Consider the following 21,433-nt stretch of genomic DNA (forward strand, 5'->3'; position numbering starts at 1 on the left):
AGAGTAAGATTATGTCGGCACGTTATGTTCATTTAAAACTGCACAGCGAATACTCGTTGATGGATAGCATTATCCGCATTAAGCCGTTGCTTGAGGAATGTGTTAAGCGCGAATTGGCAGCGGTTGCATTAACTGATATGTGTAATATGTTTGCCGCAGTGAAGTTTTATAAGGCGGCACTTGCCAGCGGTGTTAAGCCAATATTTGGCAGTGAAATTTGGATTGAGGTTGATGGTGCTCATTATCCGTTAACGTTAATTGCTAAGAACAATCAAGGCTATCAGGTCATTGTTGATTTGATTTCACATGCCTATCTTTATGCCAATAGAGTCAATGGTATTCCAGTGTTGCCTAAAAGCACGCTGGCGAGTTTTGATTTTACACATGTTTTTGTATTAAGCGGTGGTATTAAGGGTGAAATTGCGCAGAACTATTTGGCGCAAAAAGACACTGAAGCAGAAAATTTTTTAGAGGCGTATCTTAAAGTTATTCCAAAAGAAAATTTTTTTATTGAGCTTCAGCGCATTGGTCATGACGGTGAAGAGGATTATATTCAAAAGGCAATTACTTTAGCGCAAGCGCATCAAATTGCTGTAGTGGCAACCAATGATGTGCGCTTCTTAAATGAAAGCGACTACTCGGATCACGAGGTGCGTGTTGGTATTTATCAAGGCTATACTCTTTTGGATCAAACGCGTAAAAGTCAGTACACATCTAAGCAATACTTGCGATCAGCTGATGAGATGTGCGAATTATTTGCGGATATTCCGCAAAGTTTAAGCAATAGTGTATATATTGCGCAAAATGCCAATGTTACGTTTAATTTGGGTGATGCGGTGTTGCCATCTTTTGATATCCCTCAAGGTATGACCGAGGCTGAATATTTTGCTGAAGTTTCTTTTAAAGGATTGGATGAGCGCTTTGATTTTATTCTAATGGATAAAAAAGAAGAAGATAAACCCGCCATTATTGAAAGTTATAAAGCGCGCTTGCAAGTTGAGATTGATGTGATTTGTCAGATGGGTTTTCCAGGGTACTTTTTGATCGTTGCAGATTTTATTCAATGGTCAAAAGACCATGATATTCCTGTGGGTCCAGGGCGAGGCTCAGGTGCAGGATCATTGGTGGCCTATGCGCTTAAGATTACAGATATTGATCCCATTCCTTATGGTCTGCTATTTGAGCGTTTTCTAAATCCAGAACGGGTATCGATGCCAGATTTTGATATTGATTTTTGTATGGATGGGCGTGATCGTGTGATTGAATATGTTGCGCAAAAATATGGTAGCGAGAGTGTCTCGCAAATCATCACCTATGGCTCGATGGCAGCTAAGGCTGTAGTACGTGATGTTGGTCGTGTGCTTGGGCAACCTTATGGTTTTGTCGATAGGATTGCTAAGTTGATTCCCAATGATCTTGGAATTAAGCTTAAGGATGCTTGCGCATCTGGGACACCATTGCATGATTTGTGTCAACAAGATGAAACGGCAGATGAGATTATTAAGATTGCACTAAAGCTTGAGGGTTTAACGCGCAGTGTCGGTAAGCATGCAGCAGGGGTTGTGATTTCACCTTCTAAGGTGACTGACTTCTCGCCGGTGTATTGTGAAGAAGGTACCAAACAACTAGTAACACAGTTTGATAAAAAAGATGTTGAAGAAGTTGGCTTGGTTAAGTTCGACTTTTTGGGTTTAAGAAATTTAACGATTATTGATAATGCTTTAAAAATTGTTAATAAACAAAGACGCTTACAGAATGAGTCTGAGCTTGATATCGCGCTGATTCCGATGACCGATAAAAAGACCTTTCAGCTTTTGCAAAATGGGGAAACCACGGGTGTTTTCCAATTGGAGTCGCGAGGCATGAAGGAGTTGATCAAACGTTTAAGACCGGATTGTTTTGAAGATATTATTGCTTTGGTGGCGTTGTATCGTCCAGGACCTTTAGGCTCTGGCATGGTAGACGATTTTGTCAATCGTAAGCATGGCAGGCAAGAGGTTAGTTATCCGCATCCTGATTTGAAAGAAGTGTTAGAAGAGACCTATGGTACGATTTTATATCAAGAGCAAGTGATGCAGATTGCACAGATTCTAGCGAATTACTCGCTGGGAGGTGCAGATTTGTTACGTCGGGCAATGGGTAAAAAGATCCCAGAAGAGATGGCAAAGCAGCGTGAGACTTTTGAAAAAGGGGCGTCTGAAAATGGTATTGACGCCAAGCTTGCAAGTTCAATCTTTGATTTGATGGAAGAGTTTGCAAAGTATGGCTTTAATAAGTCACATTCTGCGGCATATGCTTTAGTATCTTATCAAACTGCTTTCTTAAAGGCGCATTATCCAGAAGCCTTTATGGCAGCTGTATTGTCATCAGATATGGATAACACGGATAAGGTAGTTAACTTTATTTCAGAATGCCAAAAGATGCAGTTGAAACTTATTTTGCCGCATATAAATGTTAGTGAATATTATTTTACCGTGAATCAACAGACGGAACTTGTCTATGGTCTTGGCGCGATCAAGGGGGTTGGCTTTGCTGCCATTGAAGGGATTTTAGCAGAGCGTCAACAACATGGTGCCTTTAAAGATTTATATGATTTTTGTGCGCGTGTCGATACACGCAAAGCCAATAAGCGCGTTTGTGAAGCACTTATTTACGCTGGAGCAATGGATGGTTTCGCTGAAAACAGGCAAACACTTGTTGCAACAATTGAAGATGCAATGAAAGCTGCTGAGCAAAAAAGTCAGATGCAAAATAGTGGGCAGCTTGATTTATTCGGATTTAGCGAACCTGAGTCCCAAAATGACGCGACGCGTGACATATCACATATCAATGTGCCAAGCTGGAGCATTAAAGATAAGTTGATTTTTGAAAAATCAGTGTTAGGGATGTTCTTATCAGGGCATGTTATCGATGAAGATAGAATGTGGCTTAAGCACTTCAATGTTCAGCCTTTAAATCGCATTGCGGCAACAACGCGCAAGGAATCAATTCTGCTTGCTGGTGTTGTCGTAGCGATGACGCAACGTAAAACAAAGGCTGGGAAGTTGATGGGTGTTTTGCAGCTTGATGATGGTTGTGAGCGCTTGGAATTGGTGATTTTCAGTGAATTATATGACGCGGTTAAGCATTTAATCTCTGTTGATGAAACCGTTATTGTTGAGGGTGAGGCAAGTATTGATGCTTATAATGATCAGCTAAGGATTAATGCATTATCGATTGAGCCAATCGCTAAGTATGTTGATAAAAATATTAAATCGTTCAGACTGTCACTTCCTCAGCAGCAAGTGGCAAAAATACACGCTTTGCTTAAAGAGCTTGTTGAAACATCAAATGAGGCGGAACTTAAAAATGTTGAGCTAACTATACAGTCGGATGGTTACGATGTTGCATTGTCTGCCCATAAGATATTACTTGATGGCTATCAGTTAGGTGCAAAAGCGAAAGCTTTGAGAGAGAATGATATTCACTTGTCGCTTATTTAGTGACCAGGCTCATTGTTTATGGCGGTGAGTTATACATCGCTTAATCTTATATTTATAGCATTTTGCAGCATCCAATTCTTGATTTGCCGATATATTTGACTAATATAACCTTAAACATTTAGTCAGGAACCCTTTTAAAAGGAGAAATAAAGAATGAAGCACTATCTTGAGTTTTTAAAACGTGCGCTGTTTGCATTGTCGATGTTGCCGTTAACTGTGGCTGTGAGTTTTGCAACGGATACGCAGAATAATGCATTTTCAGCGATGACAGGTCCATTACAACAGATTATGGATGTGATCTCAGGGCCAATTGCGCAAATGGCAGGTGTTATCTGTATTGTAATTGCAGGTTTAGGGATCGCTTTTGGTGAAGGTGGTAGTGGTGTTAGACGCCTTTTTCAAGTGGTGATGGGATTGGCGATTGCCTTTACCGCAGCTAGTTTGATTTCTGGATTATTTAACCGTGGGTCAGGTTTGATTTTTTAGTGTTTTCTAATCTTTGGAAAATATATAACTAAACAATTAAACAGTAAAATAAAAAAGGATGCGTAACAATGGCTGTGCCTGGATTTGTGATTAAAATACACAACTCATTAACAACACCGCTTTTAACAGCAGGTGTGCCTAGACAGTTTTTTATTTTAAATGGTACTTTGGGTGCAGCAATTGTTCTTGGTATGCAGTCTTGGTATGGCATACCTATATTTATTATTATGCATACTGTTGCCGTATTGATGACCAAGAAAGATCCCCAGTTTTTCCAAGTTATGGTGCGTCATGTTAAACAACGAAATTATTATGGTGTATAGCTAATATGTTCAATATCGCAGAGTATAGAAAAAAGCCTGACAGAATAAGTGACTTATTGCCTTGGGCTGTGCTTGTTGATAAAGGCGTGATATTGAATAAAGATGGCTCGTTTCAAAAAACATTTGCGTTTAGAGGGCCCGATTTGGAGTCCTCAACGCAATCGCAATTGGTATCAATTACCGCGCGACTGAATAACACCTTAAAACGTTTAGGTTCTGGTTGGGCTCTGTATGTCGAAGCGCGTCGCAAAGCAGCGATGAGTTACCCTTCAGAGAACTATTTCCCTGATGCAGTAAGTTGGTTAATTGATGTTGAGCGTAAAGATCTCTTTGAGCGCAAAGGTGAAAATTATGAAAGTGAATATTTTTTGACCTTTCAATATTTGCCACAAAAAGAATCGGTTTCTAAGCTCTCAGGTCTTTTCGTTAAAGAGAAAAAAAGTGATGATGAGCATGATGCCGGTTATAAGAAGTTGATGAATTATTTCTCAGCGACGGTTAATCAGTTGTACGATATCATGCAAGATTATATGTATGAAATTACTGAGCTAAGTGATGAGGAAACATTAAGTTATTTACATAATTGCGTTTCGGAGCGCGCACATAAAGTCAATGTGCCTGATAATCCAAGCTACTTAGATGGCGTGTTAGCCGACACACCACTGCTTGGAGGACTTGAGCCAAAGTTGGGTAAGTATTATCTAAAAACGATTTCTATTTTAGGATTTCCAACAACATCCGTGCCAGCAATTTTAGATGGATTAAATCATTTGCCATTGCAATACCGTTGGGTGACTCGCTTTTTACCATTAGATAAAACCGATGCTGAAAAAGTACTTAAAAGTTATAAGCGCCAATGGTTTGCTAAACGCAAGGGCGGGCTGACGATTTTAAAAGAAGTGATGTCAAAAAGCGAAAGCGCGATGGTTGATAGTGCAGCTGTACAAAAATCTAACGATGCCGATGAGGCGTTATCGGAGCTTTCTGATGATTTAGTATCATTTGGTTACTACACGGCAACAGTGACCGTATGGGATACGGATAAAGATAAGGTCTATGAGAAACAACGTGAAGTAGAGCGTGTTGTCAATGGACTTGGCTTTGTTACTGTGTCAGAGACAATTAACTCAGTCGAAGCATGGTTGTCATCGGTTCCAGGACAAGCCAATGCTAATGTGCGCACGCCATTAATGCATAGTTTAAACTTAGCACATTTATTACCATTTTCAGCAGTTTGGGCAGGACCTGAGATTAATGCGCATTTAAAAGCACCGCCATTGTTATATGCGCGCACGGCAGGTAATACACCATTTAGATTATCTAATCATATTGGCGATGTTGGGCATCAAATGATTTTGGGACCAACAGGCGCAGGTAAATCGGTGCTATTAAACGTAATGGCAGCGCAATTTTTGCGTTATGACAATGCGCAAGTATTTATATTTGATAAAGGTGGCAGTTTCTTTGCGTTAACGCAAGGGGTTAAAGGTCATTTTTATGAAGTGGGCGATGTTGGTAAAGGCGGTTTAGTATTTCAGCCATTAGCCGAGATAGATCAAACAACTGAACGTGTTTGGGCGCATGATTGGGTGCTTGGACTTTTAGAAAATGAAAAAGTAGAGGTAACTCCTGAGGTTAAAGAAACCGTTTGGCTTGCTTTAATGAACTTATCAGAGGTGCCAAAAGAACAGCGCACATTAACAGGTCTTCGTTCTTTTGTGCAAGATAGAGCACTAAGAATGGCACTTGATTCCTATGTGTTAGGTGGTCCGTATGGCGAGATACTCGATTGCGATGAAGAGCACTTTAGTGATGCTAATTGGCAGTGTTTTGAGATGGAACGCTTGATGGCAATGCCAAATATTATTGCGCCCGTGTTGGCTTATATTTTCCATATCCTTGAGAAGCGTTTTGATGGTCGACCTAGTTTGATGATCCTTGATGAAGCATGGTTGTTTTTAGATCATCCGATTTTTGCTTCAAAAATTAAAGAATGGTTGAAAACATTAAGAAAGTTAAATGTGTCGGTGATTTTTGCAACACAATCAGTTGATGATGCGGTGAAATCACCCCTAGTATCAGCGCTTAATGAGTCATGTCCATCGCGCATTTTCTTGCCAAATGATCGTGCAATGGAGCCTGCAGTTTCGCAAGGCTATGAGTCACTGGGACTCAATTTAAGACAAGTGCAAATTTTAGCCCATGCGATGCCTAAGCGGCAGTATTATTTCCAGTCACATAAAGGTAACTGCCTATTTGATTTAGGCTTGGGGCCTATTGCATTGGCTTTTTGTGCAGTAAGCAGACCTGAAGATCGTAAGCATATTAGGGAAATACTGGCGCAACATAAGGGCTATGATTATTTCTTAAAAAGCTATTTGCATGGCAAAGGGCTTGACTGGGCATATGATATTGTCAAAAAGCACTACAAGGGGGATATAGATGCAACCTAGCGGATTTCCCTTTGGTAAAGAAATTCAGTCTTATCGGCAAACTGAAGTGATTACACCATTTCAAAAGCAAAATCAGTTGTTTGATAAACCCATTGGGCAGCTCATCTATAAAGCGTATATTTGGCGAGTTATTTTTTTTAGTGGTGTGGGATTGAGCTTTGTTTTATCACTGATTTTAGTGGGTTATTTAAACTCTATCCCTTATAAAATATTGGTTGAGCAGGTCACCAGTAAAGGTTTTTTAAAATCCCCACCTGAGTTGTTGAGTCCTGATTATACCGTGAGTCAAACTGTATTAGAAGGGTTTGTTAAGTCACTCTTAATCGGCGATCAATCAGGCGATGTCTATAATAAGTTTTTGGATGAGGACTCGCAACTTGCATTAAAGCAAGGTATTGTTGGGATTGCGCAGAGCGAGCTTAAAGCAGCAACATTTGATAAATTCACAATGAATGCTTTAAATTTCAGCGGTGAATTAGTTGATAAACAAGGTACGGCAATATTGGTTGTTTCTGGACAGTTTGGGCACCAACCGCTAACAACAAAAGAGCAAGTGAAAATTAATCCTTTAGGAATCTATATTCAAAATCTAGCAATTGAAAGGTTATTGTAGATGGAAAAAGAAATGCAAGAAACGCAAAAAGTGCAAAAAGCGCAGAAAACAGACTACCAAAAAGCCTATGAAGAATGGGAGTTGCGTATTGGTAGTGCTAAAAAGCAAGCACGTAACTGGATGATGGCAGCAATTGCTATTTTGATCGTTTGTATCTTATTATTGCTTGCCATCATTATTGAGGCGAATCGTCAGCAAATGTACGTTTATGTTGCTGAAGTCAAGCCACAAGAGAGTGTGGTCAATGTGCAAACTGCATCGCAAAGCTATACACCCACAGTTGCGCAGAAAATTGCATTTGTCAGTGATTTTATCAAAAATATTACTGAGATTCCTTTAGACCCAGTCGTTCTTAATCGCCAATGGCAGTCGGCTTTACTAGCAGTTTCAGGTCGCGCGGAAGATCAGTTAAAGCAAGTTTATCAGGCAATTAAACCACTGAAGCTTGTGGGCGATAAAACGGTTACTACTGTGGTTACGAATGCCAATGAGGCCAGTAATAATAGTTTTGAAGTGACTTTTCAGTCAACAACATACAATAAAGATGGGGGTATTGAGAGTGTTAAAACATATAGTGGGATATTTACCTTCTCACCGAGTACTCCACCGAAGACATTAAATCAAATGGTACTTAACCCACTAGGATTAAAAATAGGTTTCTTCTCATTTAGCGAAAAAGGATCAAGTCAATGAAATTAAATAAAATTAGCCGTTTATTACCACTTACTGCAATTGCAATGGCAGGCTGTGCGACAAATAGTTATCAAGGTGACATTGACTCAGGTAAATTTGTGCAAGCAAAGCCCGCAGATGCCGCAGGCACTAAAGTTGTGCGTGAGTATATTCCCGTGCCAATGCCAGGGCAGCTGCGTCCTGTGCCAAACAGTAAAGCGGAAAAAGCAGCCAAAAAGCCGGTTTTAACCAAAGAAGAAGCGGTTGCTAAAGCCAATAAAGATGCGCAGCAGTTTCCAGATCAAAGTGACTTTTTTAATGCGATGATGACTTATAGCTATATGCCAGGGGCAATGTATACTATTTATGCAGCGCCTTTGAATATTACCGATGTCGTATTTGAACCAGGCGAGAAAATTATCTCACAAGCGGCAGGTGATACGCTTCGTTGGCAGATTGCTTCAACCTATAGCGGTGAGGGCAAAGATTTGCGTTGGCATATTTTGATCAAGCCACAGAAAACAGACCTAACCAACTCGATGATCATTACAACCAATAAACGCACTTATCATTTGATCTTAAAGTCGGTAGATCAGGATCAAGCAATGGTGTCGGTGAAATGGCAATACCCAAGTGCAATGGTGCAAGGTTTTAATGGTGGCAATTTAGGTGATATGAATGCATCAAACGGTGATAGCAAATTATTGCCGCCACCACAGCAAAACGCAGGACTTGATTTAAGTTTATCTCATATGAGTTTCAACTATAATTGGAGCATGTTAAAGGGTGATACGCCAAAATGGTATCCAGAGCAGATATTTAGCTCAGGACATCAGACCTTCATCAAATTCCCACATGAGGTAGTAGTTAGCAATGCAACGATGCCAGTACCATTTGTTCAATCAAATGATGGCAACTATGGCACAGCGAACTTTAACTGGCGCATGAAGGGGGATTATATGGTAATTGATACAGTTATTAAGAATGCCTACTTGAAAGCAGGCACTAAAGAGTCAGGTGAAACAGTTGTTGAGATTTCACAGAAGTAAGCATAATCAAGGGTTATTATGGCTAAGAAAGAACAAGATAAACTGGGATTAAGGGCGTCACCGCCAAAATCATCAGAGCTAAACAAAAAGTTAATCACTATTGTTGGTGGTGGTTTGCTTTTAATTATTATTGTGGCGTTTATTTTTTCGATTAATGCACCAAAGAAAAGCTCGACTGGCATGAACAGTTCTGATCTTAGCGCGAACGCTTCAGGAAAAAGCCTCAAAGTTTCTGATGAGCTATCCAGTTATAAAGATGCGCAAGCAATTCGTAAGCGTTTGGGTATGGATCAGCCTGTTAAAGTCGTGCAACAAGAAAACCCAGAGTTACAGCGCATGATTAATCAGCAGCGCTCACAATTGCAGGAATTGCAGACACAGATTAATAGTTTGAAAAATCAACCAAGAAGCCCAGAAAAACCTGCTCAACCAAGTTATTCGCCAATGGATCGTGAAGCGATGAATGCACCAATCTTTTTTGGAGGTGGTGCGCCGCGACCAATCCCTCAGGATAACAAGGATAAAGATAAATTAAAGCATGACGGCTCACAGGCAGCTAAAACACCAGAAGAGCAACGCGAAAACTTTATGAAAGGTGGTTTAACGGCAAAAGACATTACCAATGAGAATACCATTCAAAAGCCAATTTCAGATAATGTGATTATGGCGGGTAATTCTATTCCTGCCATTTTGCAAACAAAGATTGTATCGGATTTACCTGGGACTATTGTCGCACGTGTTGCGAAAGATGTTTATGACACATTAACAGGTACAGTGCTATTAATCCCAAGAGGAAGCTCGTTGATTGGGCAGTATAACTCAAGTACGGTTTATGGTGACACCAGTGTGCAAGTGAAGTTTATTCGTTTAATTCGTCCCGATGGCACATCAATTATCTTACCAAATCAGCAAGGTATGGATGATTCAGGTGTTTCAGGATTGGCTGATGAAGTCAACAATCACTGGGGTCAGTTAATTGGTGCTGCCGCCTTGTCAACCGTCTTTAATGTACCGGCGGTAGCAGCGCAGGTGGCCTCTCAAGGTCAGACAGGGCAATATGTAGATGGTCAGTTTGTTCCTAATTATGGCCAGGTTGCTCAAAACTCTGTCTTGCAAAGTCTGGGACAAACGGCAACACAAGTAGGTGGTAAGATTACTGATCGAGCGATGAATATTAAGCCGACAATTACGATTAACTCTGGTAAGGAGTTCTCGGTGCTCGTCACTAAAGACACTTATTTACCACCTTATGGGCAGAGTGAATAATGCGTTTTTTATGTATTGCTTTGATATTATTGAGTCTGTGCACACAGGCTTTTGCCTATGATAGTTCGTCGGATAGTAATAATAATTATAATAACCCCTATAACTCAAATAATGATAATAATGCAAATAACAGTAATAATAGCAGTAGTAACAATCAAAGCAATCAACAGCTTGTGCAGGAGATGAATAAAAAAACATCTAAAGGGCTTAAAGTGTTTGATAAGCTGTTGCAAGATGATGGACAGTCAAAACAAGACTTCTTTGCTGATGTTGGGCAAAACCCAACGTCAGATCAATTTGAAGGTGGTGATGGCAGTGGTGCCCCCGTTGAAAATCCATTTGCGAAAATTTTAGGCGATGATGTCCAAGGTAACCAGTAGGTAAGGTATGGCAGATGTAACCAGTGTGTTAGGAACACAACTACTTGATAAAATCCAATTTGGGTTTATCGAGCAAATCAATGCGAAATTTAGTGCATTGCAAGGTTCTGCGTTAGCACTTTTAGCAATTGTTGCCAGTCTTGAGCTTGTTATCTTTGGATTGGTATGGGTGATCAAACAAGATGAAGGTGTTGGCAACCTTATTGTTAAGATCATTAAAATTGGTTTGTTTTTTACCATTGTCAAATATTTCCCTGAACTGCTGCAAATGATCTTGGCAACTTTTATAAAGGTTGGCTATATCGTCGCACCTGAGAAATCACAAGCCTTGTTATATAGCCCTGGTAAGCTATGGGGGATCGGTTTTAAAGCAGGCGTGTCGATGCTTAAGATCTCGGTGCAATATGGAACATTTAACATGGGATTGTCGATGCTTTATCTGGTTTTGGGTATGGGGCTTTTACTAATCTTTGCTGCTATAGGTGCGCAAATCATTATTTCAGTGGTGCTATTTTATTTTGTGGCAGTATTGTCTTTAATTGTGGTGCCGTTGGGTGTGTTTAAACCTATACAGGATTTATTTTATAAGTCGATACAGCATTTATTAAGAGCAGGTGTGAGATTGCTTGCCGTGATATTTATTCTGGGTGTGGCATTTACGTTATTCCAAAGCTTAAAAATTACAGCAATTAGCGATTCAACAAGTCTTGAGAAACCCTTAGCATTATTCTTTACCTCCTTTATTTTATTGATTTTGATTTATACTTTGCCAAATTATCTGGCTAAAGCGGTCGGTAAGCCAGGTGGTAATATCTTCCAGAATATGTCATCACCAGCGGCAGCGCATGTTGTGGTTAATCAGCCAGCGCAATCCACTTCAGTTTCTGTATCACCAGTGGGTGCCGCCTCTTCAATGCATGGTGTTGCAGGGTCTAGTACGGCAATGGGTGGTTCAGTGCAATCAGGTGCCACAGTAGTAACTGGTGGAGGAGGTGCAGTAGGTGGAGGAAGTACGAATGTCAACGTCTCTACAACGGTTCAAGGTGGTGCCGTGGCTGGGAAGAAACAAGATAAGGTTTCTGATGCCTCCAATGTTAATAAGAGTATTTCTGATAGCACCATTCGTAAAATAAAAGAAGATTGATAAAACAGTGGCAAGGTTTTCATTTTTATATAAAACTCTTGCTATTTTAGCGATACTGTATGCTTTGTTGTGGCTATTAAAAGTCTTACATATTGGTTTTATTCAGCAATTAACACCAAGTATGCCCGAAGGTTGGTATTTCACCTATCCTGTAGCAGATTATCATAAAGGCGACAATGTGGTATTTATACCAAATCAGCAAACAGAGCATTATATTTTGACAAGAAAATGGTTGCCAAGAAACATCCCTCTTTTAAAGAAAATAGTGGGCGTGCCGGGCGATTTGTTATGTATAAAAGGGCAAAATGTCTATATTAATGAACAGTGGATTGGCAAGATCTATCAAACAGATGGTAAAGGAAACATGCTACCGGTATTTCAATTTTGTGGGAAAATACCTAAAGGCAGATACTTTATGCAAGGTGTTGCAAATCCTCATTCATTCGATAGTCGCTACTATGGATTGGTTGATAAGTCACAGATTATGAGTAAGGCAGTAAAATTATGATACAAAGAGCATTGATTGAAGAGCGGCAGTTAAACATGTTAAAAACTGCCTTTGGCAAAGAGGTGATGGATTATCTTTATGATGAAAAAATCATTGAGATTATGCTAAACCCAGATGGTCGCTTGCATTATGAGCGCATTGGTGAGGGGAAAGTTGCAACGGATATTTATATTCCGGCGGAGCAAAGTGAAAATATCGTCAAGCTTGTTGCATCGTTTAAAAATCATGTTGCCAATGATGAACACCCTGAGGTGTCGGCAGAGCTCCCATTTCAAGGTGCGCGTTTCCAAGGATGGTTACCTCCGGTAGTTAATCGTGCATGTTTTTCAATTAGAAGACGTGCCATTGCGATTTTTGCTTTAGATCAATATGTTGAGCAAGGCGCTTTAACACATGATCAGGCGGAAGGTTTAAGACGTGCCGTTGTTGAGCGCAAAAATATCGTTGTTGTTGGTGGCACAGGCTCTGGTAAAACAACTTTTTGTAATGCGTTATTAGCAGAGTTGCAAGGCAGTCAAGATCGTATTTTGGTGATTGAGGATTTGCCTGAACTTCAAGTGGAAGTTGATGATTTGGTGACGATGACAACAACAACCTCCGTGACGATGCGTGATTTGGTTAAGGGCTCGTTAAGAATGCGTCCAGATAGAATTGTTATCGGTGAGGTCAGAGATGGTTCCGCGCTTGATTTGTTGAAAGCTTGGAATACGGGGCATCCTGGCGGGGTCTGCACGATTCACGCCAATAGCGTTGAGTCGGCACCTTATCGTTTTGAAGACTTGATTCAAGAAGCCGTGGTCACTGTGCCTAGAACGCTTATTTTGCAAGCAATTGATCTATTTGTATTTATTGCACGAGATAAAATGGGTAAGCGTAAAATTACAGACCTGGTTGAATTATCAGGCTATGAAAAGGGTGAATATCTTTTAAAACCCTACAAAATCTAGTATTGACGCTGTTTTTTGCTTTAAGCTTGGCTATACTGTCAGAAGTTGAAGTTAAAAGGACGAATAAGCATGCCGCTTTCTTATATGATGACACGCTTGAAAAACAAAGGATTGGTTGCTATTGATTGGTCTGACTATTTTTTACGCATTGTTGTCTTAAGAAAAAAAAATCAAGGTTATGAGTTAATAGCAGCCGATAGTGCTGAGCTTGAACATGGCATGATTGAAAATGGACAGATCATTGATTTTGCTGAGGTGGCTGAGAGTTTAATAGGACTTTTAAAGCGCAATAAGATTAAGCATAAACAGGCAGCCTTTGTTATCAATGGTGCGAATGTTATTAGTAAGCGTTTGCGCTTTGATGAGGGGCTGAATGATGCGCAAATTCATGATGAGATTGTGATAGATTTCAACAAACATGTATCTTATCCGCCGGAAGAAACCTTTTATGATTTTGAGATACAAAGAAAAGAAGAGAGTGCTAATGTTAGCAAACAGGAAGTGTTGTTTATTGCGGCACATAAAGATCAAATTGCACAATATCAGCAGTTAGCCCAGATATGCCGTTTACGGCTTGAGATCATTGATATTGATAATTATGTATTACAACGTTTTGTTGAGATTTTTTACCCTGAGGAGAAGCAAGATTGTTGGGCACTGATTTGTTTGAATTTCAAACGCTTCAAATTGCACATTCTTGATGAAAATCAAATTTATCTTTCTGAGCAGAAAACCATTTCAGGCGGATTAAGTGAAGCAGAATACTTGAATGCATTAAATGCTTGGTTGATGCGTAATATGCAGATGTTTGAAGTATCCAATCGTGGTAAAAAGCTAAAAAAAATTGTGTTATACGGTGATCGTGTTGAGATTGAAAATATCATTGTCAGTTTTAAAGAAATGATGCAATTAGATGTGGTGATATTAGATCCATTTGCACATTTAGAGAACTCACAAGTGGCAGCGGATATTGAACACAAGGCGTCATATCTATTAACGATCGCTCTGGCAACTCGACCGGAGGTGAGCTGATGCATAACTTTAATCTTTTACCATGGCGTGAAATGCGTCAAAGAAAGCATTTAAAATCTTTGGCGCTTGATTTTGGATTTGTTGTGCTTGTTGGTGTGATCATTACGTTTATTTGGCTTGTCATTGCGTCAGAAGGATTATCTAATCAGTATGAACGTAATGAGTATTTACGCACGCAAAATACCAATTTTTTAAAGAATAATGCGGAATTAGTTAAGCTTGAAGAAGAGAAGTTAGAACTCATTCGCAAAATTGAGCTTTTAAATAACTTAAAGAAAGAGCGGCAAAAAGTATTAGGTGCGTGGTTTGGATTGTCACAAACTTTGCCTGATACTGCTTACTTAATTAGTATTGAAAAAAATAAAGATGAGTTGGTTTTAGAAGGGCGCGCTGAAAATAGTAAAGCGGTAGCACAGTTTATGCGTGCTTTGGAAGACTCATCTGAGTTTGATCGACCTACTTTGGCGAATATCAGTTTGATTGGAAAGTCTGGCTTTGGTGCTGAGAATGCGTTTAAAATAAGCGTGAAACAGGAGGCGGCAAAATGAAAAAGAAGCTCATTTTGTTGCTAGATAAGCTAAGCACGCAACCTTTGTGGTTGAAGTTGATTATATCGACTGTTGTGCTTATTCTCGTTGTGCTATTAGGCTATTCAACCATTGTTAGTATGCGCTATCAAGAGAGAACAAATGCTTTTGCTTTGGAAGAACAATATAAAAGTGAATTGATTAGAAACATTGCCCGCAGTAAATCATTACCTGTTTTGCAGCAACAAGTTGAAATCTTGAAAAATAAGTTTAATGCATCGTTGCAAGCCTTACCAACCGATAGCGAATTACCTCAATTAATTGAGCAGTTATCGGATTTGGCATTTCAAAATGGGTTACGTGTGAAAGTGCTAAACCCACAACCCTTAGATTATAAAGATAATTATGCAATTCTTAATATCCAACTAGCATGTGACGGCACCTTTGAACAGCTATCTCATTTTGTGAATAAGCTTGAAACATTACCACGAATTATTTTGATTGAAAATTATCGTATTGTCCCTTATAACACAGTGAGTGAGAATGGTATTTTGCAGATGAGCATGAATCTGCAAACCTTTAGCCTAAAATCAAAACCAGGCAAAGAGGGGGAGTAGATGTTTAGGCGGATCTTGTTGGTTATTATTGTTTGTGTTGTGTCACACTTGGCATTAGCAGCACCCAAAGATTTGGTATTGTTTGTTGAAAAAGCCAAAGTACAAACAACGGCAGATAAAGTACCTCGATTGCCGGAGCTTAAAATGATCAAAACACAAGCCATGAATACAAAAGGCTTGAGAAATCCATTTGACACGCCAGCAAAGCTTAGAGTGAAAGAGGCGCCAACACAGATGGTTGATGATAAGCAATATGAGCCTGATCTGGCGAGACGCAAGTCACCATTGGAGAAAATTCCATTAGAAGACCTTAAATTTTCAGGTGTTATTGAGCAAAGTGGGCATTTTTGGGCTATTATAACCAATGTAAAAAATCAACATGCAAATATTGTTCAAGTTGGCGATTATATTGGTCGCGATTATGGACGCGTTGATAAAATTACGGCAAAGTATGTGGAGATTGATGAAAGGAAGAAAGGAAAAGAGGGGCAATGGCTCAAAGTAAACACCGTATTAAATTTAGATCAGGCAGAATAATATGTTATTAAAGGCAAGCGTCTTAAGATTAACAGCATGTGTTTTAACATGTGCAATAACAGTTCCTGTTGCAGCAGATACGTTGCATTTCGGTAAAGTTACGCTTGATGTGGATATGGCTCACTACTTAGAGAATGCCGCTAAAATTTCTGCGATAACTAGTGCCCATTCTCCTAAAAACTTATCCACAATAAATGGCAAGAAAGCAGTTGTTGAAAAAAACGTACTAACATCAATTAAAGAAGCAAGTAAAATTAATTTAAATAGCTCGCAAGCCCATGTTGACGATATTCGTTATCAGCGTTCATTGAATAATGGCGGAGTGTTGAAGCTTCTTTGGAAAAAACAGCCCCAATATGTCGAGTTTTCAGAGCATAAAAACGCATTATTGATTACCTTGAAGGATACCAGTATTGCTGCTTATTGGCTGCACAATATCGATACAACCGTATTTAACACAATTGTCAACTCGATTGATTTATCACAAGAAGGTAATGATTTAGTTGTTGTCATTCATACGGCAGTGCCATTTAACTTCACGCGCAAAACAACGGATAAAATGCTTGAGGTTGATTTAACCAATCAGCAGACAGAAGTGGATGGTTTTAATGTTAACAAGAAGATATCGTTAAAGTTTCAAGATGTATCGGTACGTGCTTTATTACAAACAATGGCGCAGTTTGCTGGTCTTAATCTTGTCGTTAGTGAAGGGGTTGAGGGTAATGTTTCGTTAAACTTAAATCAAGTGCCTTGGGAAGAAGCGTTGAATATTATCCTTGTATCCAAAGGACTTGGAAAGCGTCTGATGGGTAATATTTTATATATAGCACCTAATGCAGAAATCGCAGCACAAGATCAAGAAGCAGCCGCAGCACAAAAAGCCAATCAGGCGGCAGCACCATTGGTTACTGAGTATATTCATCTTAACTATGCTAAAGCAGAAGAAGTGATGAAAGTAATTGAAGCAGGGAAATCTGGGTTTGTATCATCACGTGGATCGATTGCGACCGATGAACGCACCAATACTATTGTGATTACCGATACCAAAGATTATATCAATTCCGTGCGCTCAATGATTGAAAATTTAGATGAGCCGGTAGATCAAGTATTGATTGAGGCACGGATTGTTGAAGTCTCAAGAAAATCAGCATTTGATTTAGGGATTGGCTATACGGCTAAAAACAGTTCAGGTAGTACGATTAGTATCTTACCTAATTATCTTAACAAAAAGGATGAGAAACCGGGCTCTACAAACGCAACACTTGCTTTTAGTGGCTTATTTGGTGGAATTGATTTAAGTTTAGAGCTATCTGCACTTGAAACCGAAGGTGATGCCAAGATTGTATCCTCGCCTCATTTAGTTGTTGCTGAAAATACAGAAGCTTATATTAAGCAAGGTAAAGAGATCCCATATAATGAGAGTAGTGCCTCAGGAGCGGCAAGTATTGCCTTTAAAGAAGCCGTACTTGAGCTTAAAGTGAAACCTCAGGTGGCACCAAATGGTCATGTGGTCTTGGATGTTACTGTCAAAAAAGACGCACCATCAACTGATGGCAGTGTTGGGACTTCTGGGGAGCCTGCGCTTGATAAGCGTGAAATCGAGACAAAGCTTATGGTTAAGAATGGTCAGACTGTCGTCTTGGGTGGGATTTACGAGAAAACAGTTGAACACTCAAAAAGTAAGGTGCCTTTCTTGGGGGATATTCCATTGTTAGGTTGGTTATTTAGTAGTGTCAGTAATAGTTCGGAGAACAAAGAATTACTGATTTTTATTACCCCTAAGATTATCAAAAGGGAGGCACTTTAATGTTAATATGCAAGGAGATCAATCCTATTTTTACGCGTATCTGGACTTAACTCGTATCAAATGTATTTAAAAATGAAACATGAGTGTGAGAAATTTAAAAGCGGGTAACTTCAGTAATTGATTTAAAGCTAAACTAGACGATCGCTTCACTGAGCATAAGGATGATACTGCTTTGTCTGCAATAAAAATAGAATGCAACCAGGAATTGATTGCCCATAAGCCCTACATTTAGTACCAGGAAAATCTGGATCTGGATCTAAGAGCATCTTATTCTTAGCCAAAATTTCTTTTGCTACTATTTTTGCTTTTTGCGAATTTGGTATATAATGATACTCACTCTCACAAAAATCCACATAACTAACATAAACAATATTCCCTATCCAGCGATTGTTTACTGACATTGAGGGCTGCCGTATCCACGCTACATGATCCTGATTATTAAATTCTTGACCACTCTGTACCATGTTTGCAATTGCTAGTTCTATTCCCTTTGTTTGAAGACTATCTGGTTTAAAATCACACGTAAAATCCGACTTTGGATTTAGATATGCACTACTAAGGCTATACATACCCATTAACCCAATACCTAATAGCGTCGTTATTATTTTTTTCATATAGTTGCCTTGCTTTTTAGTTGAACAAATAATCACTAAAGTCTATCCCGATGCCTATGCTATTGGTGTATTGATTATATTCTATTAAGCTTTGCCCATACCCTGTGAATGCATCAACAAAGCCTCTGATTCCCTTATAAACTGGGAAACTCCATGTGAGTTCGATAGCGCCTCTTTTAAAGCCACTTTCAAAATTATTACGTGACTTAAGTGTTAATTCGTTACCATAAACTGCATAAGATAAAATAATATTTCCATGCCCTAAATAATCAGTGATATCAGGATTATAATCGCGCATCCCAAGTGCTGAATCGATTCGATACCAGGGTTTAATGGAGAGTAACAAATGTTTTTTATAGGCAAATGTAACATTGGCAAACGCTCGATTCCAGCTGCGTTCATCCGCACCACCTTGACCATTGGATTGATGAACCACACCCAAGTCCAATGAATGAACTATTGAGCTAGTTGGAAATCGATAGCTAACATAGGTTGATGGCGTATAGTTTGTTTCTCGGAAATAAGCGGAGTTGGTATACAGCTGCCAATAAGACACTTGATGATAGCTAAAAAACCAAGAGATTGGACTGCCAAAAATATTATTCCAAAGCTGTGCTCTAAACGCTAAATTAAACTTAACCTCATAATTATTTCTTCCTCGACTTTGATTGATTCCCGTCATGGGAATATCCTTTGTATAGAAATAGGGTAAAATATAGTTTTGTCCATCAGGCTCGATAATATTAGAGGCAAAAAAACTATTTGAAGGTTTATCTAAAGAATGACCGTCTACCTCACTTTCATTCGCAAAACTAAAGTGTAATGGCGTTAACAGCGAAGCTAAAACCATCCCAATAACAAAATGATTCCGATACAGCATATTTTTCCTTTTTTAGTGAGCTTGTATTGACACTAAAAATTTACAGCAAAAATCTAAACTTAAGCATTAATTTTTTGTAAAACTGTATCTAAGCTTGTAATTAGGGGTGATCATATTTTGCTGGAGGTTGAGTCTCAGACAGAGCCGTATTAAATCTGTCGCAACGATTCCCGCGATATCAACCCATCAACAGCAAGGCGATATGGGGCGTGATATTGCAAATATTCCAGTAAATCTTATTCGTTTAAGTGTAGGCGCAGAGCATCCACAGGATATTATTGATGATCTTACTCAAGCACTTAGTTAAGTATCTAAGCAATAGTTCCTTGGTAACTTCAGTTAATTAACGCTCACTGGATAACTTAATTGTTTTTTCAAATGTCTAATGCGTCCAATGAGCAATAGACCAATGCCGCCAAGAAAGAGTAATCCCATAATTAGGACGCTTAAACCATATACAGGATGCATGTGCACAAGAGATAATGCCACAAGGGGGGCAGCACCACTGATGCCATTGCCAATGCTATAGGAAAGTGCGCACCCCGTTGTTTGCCATTGGCTATCAAATGCTTCAGCAAACAGTGGTGAGATAGCGCCTTGAATTGCTGCCATCAGCAGAGTCAAGATGGTAATTGCCAAAAACACCCAGATTGGAGACTTTGTTTGAATCAAATAAATTATTGGAATGGTTAAAAGGAAAAACAAAATGGCAGCGATATAAAAAAGCCGCTTAGCCCCAATTTTATCGGCATGTTGCCCAAAGATAGGATAAAAAATGCAGGCTAATACTAAAGTGAGGCTGTTAATCAAAAAAGCAGTCTGTTCAGATATGTTTAACTCAGTGATTTGATAGTTCACCAAGTAGGTAAAGACAATATAATACAGTGATGCCGCCATCGTTGTTAAAAGGCTCACAGCAATTACGGCTTTATATTGGCTGACAAGCCAGATAAAAACATTTTGCCGTTCGTTTTTATTTTTGTTAACACTTGGGTAACTTTCATTACGATTAAGGTAAAGATAAATAAGGAATAAGATACCGCTTAAGGCAAAAGGGATGCGCCAAATCCATTGTGTATCATGAGGTGAAAAAATACTAGAGGCAAAAAAACCAACAATCGATGCAAGAAGGAAGCCTAATGATGATATGGAGAATACCATGCCGACTGCAAAGCCTTTATCACTGTGATGATCTTTTACAGATAGCGAGATAAGACCGGGAAATTGTCCGCCAACGGATAAACCTTGGATGATGCGCAATGCAATTAATAATATCGGCGCCCAAATGCCAATCATTTGATAATCAGGCAATAGTGCAACTAGAAAGGTCGAGATACCCATCGCAATCACACAAAAATTAATCATGATCTTAGGGTGATAATAATCACTTAACCAACCAATCAAAAAACCACCTAGAGGGCGAACGAGTGAGCCAAGAAAAAAAGTAGTAAACGTTAACAGTAAGCTAACATAAGGATCATGACTTGGAAAAAAATCTTTTGCTATATAAATCGCAAAGTAGATATATAAAGAGAAATCATACCACTCGATAATGTTACCAAAAGAAAGACGAGCGAAGCTAATAAGAGATTTTTTCATCGTGAAATTTAAGGTTTGTGCTATCCAGTTCTTTTCAAGGGTGTCATAGATTGAGATTAAAACCAAGGTAATATTAGGAATAAATCTAATACCACTTGTAAATCATTTTGTATTGTTCAGCGGCAAAGAAGTTTTCGCCCTTTATGAATAATCTGAAAGTGAGCAACCCTTCATGGTAATTCAGGTTTTTTTTTGATCAAAACAACAGTGAAAGCGAGAAAAACACAAAAAGATGAAAAAAGGGGTTGCGGGGTTAGAATTGGTGTGTATAATGGCACCTCGTTCTTGGTGAGAATGTTCGCAAGAATGCCTTGGTAGCAAGGTTTGAGAGATGTTTAAAGAGATATAAAATGTAGATACTTAAATACTTTGAGCAAAAATTTTTGCGGGTTGTTAGTTCTTGTTTTTTGGCAGGAATTGATGATCTAAGGATTTAAACTGAAGAGTTTGATCCTGGCTCAGATTGAACGCTGGTGGTATGCTTAACACATGCAAGT

The 21,433-nt window shown here is 39.1% G+C and carries 21 protein-coding genes; 18 read left to right on the plus strand and 3 right to left on the minus strand.

Annotated features, from left to right (window positions below; all coding sequences use genetic code 11):
* Positions 1–11 precede the first annotated feature (11 nt).
* From dnaE to ACTS4L_RS08610, 17 genes are all read left to right on the plus strand, one after another.
* Positions 12–3,482 carry a DNA polymerase III subunit alpha gene (dnaE, locus tag ACTS4L_RS08530; protein ID WP_440617211.1) on the plus strand — a complete coding sequence of 1,157 codons (3,471 nt, stop codon included), beginning with the start codon at positions 12–14 and terminating at the stop codon, positions 3,480–3,482.
* Between the two features lie 153 nt (positions 3,483–3,635).
* Complete coding sequence (locus tag ACTS4L_RS08535) at positions 3,636–3,968, plus strand: TrbC/VirB2 family protein (protein ID WP_117002875.1); 333 nt, start codon at positions 3,636–3,638, stop codon at positions 3,966–3,968.
* A gap of 68 nt (positions 3,969–4,036) precedes the next feature.
* Complete coding sequence (locus ACTS4L_RS08540; RefSeq protein ID WP_117002874.1) at positions 4,037–4,291, plus strand: VirB3 family type IV secretion system protein; 255 nt, start codon at positions 4,037–4,039, stop codon at positions 4,289–4,291.
* A gap of 5 nt (positions 4,292–4,296) precedes the next feature.
* Positions 4,297–6,744 carry a conjugal transfer protein TrbE gene (gene trbE, locus ACTS4L_RS08545; RefSeq protein ID WP_440617209.1) on the plus strand — a complete coding sequence of 816 codons (2,448 nt, stop codon included), beginning with the start codon at positions 4,297–4,299 and terminating at the stop codon, positions 6,742–6,744.
* Positions 6,734–7,357, plus strand: coding sequence for a hypothetical protein (locus ACTS4L_RS08550; protein WP_440617207.1), 624 nt, complete (start codon positions 6,734–6,736; stop codon positions 7,355–7,357). Before trbE ends, ACTS4L_RS08550 begins: the two co-directional genes overlap by 11 nt.
* Entirely contained in the window at positions 7,358–8,050 is a 693-nt protein-coding gene (locus ACTS4L_RS08555) for a VirB8/TrbF family protein (RefSeq protein WP_440617205.1), read from the plus strand. It abuts the gene before it with no gap.
* Positions 8,047–9,078 carry a TrbG/VirB9 family P-type conjugative transfer protein gene (locus tag ACTS4L_RS08560; protein ID WP_440617204.1) on the plus strand — a complete coding sequence of 344 codons (1,032 nt, stop codon included), beginning with the start codon at positions 8,047–8,049 and terminating at the stop codon, positions 9,076–9,078. Before ACTS4L_RS08555 ends, ACTS4L_RS08560 begins: the two co-directional genes overlap by 4 nt.
* Before the next feature lie 18 nt (positions 9,079–9,096).
* The gene (locus ACTS4L_RS08565; RefSeq protein WP_440617203.1) at positions 9,097–10,344 is read left to right on the plus strand and encodes a TrbI/VirB10 family protein; all 1,248 of its coding nucleotides are present in this window, start codon (positions 9,097–9,099) and stop codon (positions 10,342–10,344) included.
* Positions 10,344–10,724: a hypothetical protein gene (locus ACTS4L_RS08570; RefSeq protein ID WP_440617202.1), complete on the plus strand. Its 381-nt coding sequence runs from the start codon at positions 10,344–10,346 to the stop codon at positions 10,722–10,724. Before ACTS4L_RS08565 ends, ACTS4L_RS08570 begins: the two co-directional genes overlap by 1 nt.
* Positions 10,725–10,731: 7 nt before the next feature.
* Complete coding sequence (locus tag ACTS4L_RS08575) at positions 10,732–11,868, plus strand: type IV secretion system protein (protein ID WP_440617201.1); 1,137 nt, start codon at positions 10,732–10,734, stop codon at positions 11,866–11,868.
* 7 nt (positions 11,869–11,875) lie between these two features.
* Positions 11,876–12,376: a signal peptidase I gene (lepB, locus tag ACTS4L_RS08580; protein ID WP_440617200.1), complete on the plus strand. Its 501-nt coding sequence runs from the start codon at positions 11,876–11,878 to the stop codon at positions 12,374–12,376.
* The gene (trbB, locus tag ACTS4L_RS08585) at positions 12,373–13,323 is read left to right on the plus strand and encodes a P-type conjugative transfer ATPase TrbB (RefSeq protein ID WP_440617199.1); all 951 of its coding nucleotides are present in this window, start codon (positions 12,373–12,375) and stop codon (positions 13,321–13,323) included. Before lepB ends, trbB begins: the two co-directional genes overlap by 4 nt.
* Positions 13,324–13,392: 69 nt before the next feature.
* The gene (pilM, locus tag ACTS4L_RS08590) at positions 13,393–14,355 is read left to right on the plus strand and encodes a type IV pilus biogenesis protein PilM (protein WP_440617198.1); all 963 of its coding nucleotides are present in this window, start codon (positions 13,393–13,395) and stop codon (positions 14,353–14,355) included.
* The gene (locus ACTS4L_RS08595; protein ID WP_440617196.1) at positions 14,355–14,903 is read left to right on the plus strand and encodes a PilN domain-containing protein; all 549 of its coding nucleotides are present in this window, start codon (positions 14,355–14,357) and stop codon (positions 14,901–14,903) included. The genes pilM and ACTS4L_RS08595 overlap by 1 nt, the downstream gene beginning before the upstream one ends.
* Positions 14,900–15,499: a type 4a pilus biogenesis protein PilO gene (locus ACTS4L_RS08600; protein WP_440617195.1), complete on the plus strand. Its 600-nt coding sequence runs from the start codon at positions 14,900–14,902 to the stop codon at positions 15,497–15,499. Before ACTS4L_RS08595 ends, ACTS4L_RS08600 begins: the two co-directional genes overlap by 4 nt.
* The gene (locus ACTS4L_RS08605) at positions 15,500–16,036 is read left to right on the plus strand and encodes a pilus assembly protein PilP (protein ID WP_440617194.1); all 537 of its coding nucleotides are present in this window, start codon (positions 15,500–15,502) and stop codon (positions 16,034–16,036) included.
* Between the two features lies 1 nt (position 16,037).
* On the plus strand, positions 16,038–17,843 hold the full coding sequence (locus ACTS4L_RS08610; RefSeq protein WP_440617193.1) for a type IV pilus secretin PilQ: 1,806 nt from the start codon (positions 16,038–16,040) through the stop codon (positions 17,841–17,843).
* Between the two features lie 146 nt (positions 17,844–17,989).
* Here ACTS4L_RS08610 and ACTS4L_RS08615 read toward each other — a convergent pair whose 3' ends face one another.
* Both ACTS4L_RS08615 and ACTS4L_RS08620 read right to left on the minus strand, forming a co-directional pair.
* The gene (locus ACTS4L_RS08615; RefSeq protein ID WP_440617192.1) at positions 17,990–18,457 is read right to left on the minus strand and encodes a hypothetical protein; all 468 of its coding nucleotides are present in this window, start codon (positions 18,455–18,457) and stop codon (positions 17,990–17,992) included.
* 16 nt (positions 18,458–18,473) lie between these two features.
* Positions 18,474–19,337, minus strand: coding sequence for a phospholipase A (locus ACTS4L_RS08620; RefSeq protein WP_440617191.1), 864 nt, complete (start codon positions 19,335–19,337; stop codon positions 18,474–18,476).
* Between the two features lie 127 nt (positions 19,338–19,464).
* Between ACTS4L_RS08620 and ACTS4L_RS08625 the strand changes: the two genes are divergently transcribed.
* A complete protein-coding gene (locus ACTS4L_RS08625; RefSeq protein ID WP_440617189.1) occupies positions 19,465–19,644 on the plus strand; it encodes a PLP-dependent transferase in 180 nt (59 codons plus the stop codon).
* A gap of 32 nt (positions 19,645–19,676) precedes the next feature.
* On the opposite strand, the gene ACTS4L_RS08630 is transcribed toward ACTS4L_RS08625, so the two are convergent.
* The gene (locus ACTS4L_RS08630; RefSeq protein WP_440617187.1) at positions 19,677–20,936 is read right to left on the minus strand and encodes an MFS transporter; all 1,260 of its coding nucleotides are present in this window, start codon (positions 20,934–20,936) and stop codon (positions 19,677–19,679) included.
* Positions 20,937–21,433 lie beyond the last annotated feature (497 nt).

The organism is Cysteiniphilum sp. 19S12-1, assembly GCF_052030685.1.
Lineage (GTDB): Bacteria > Pseudomonadota > Gammaproteobacteria > Francisellales > Francisellaceae > Caedibacter.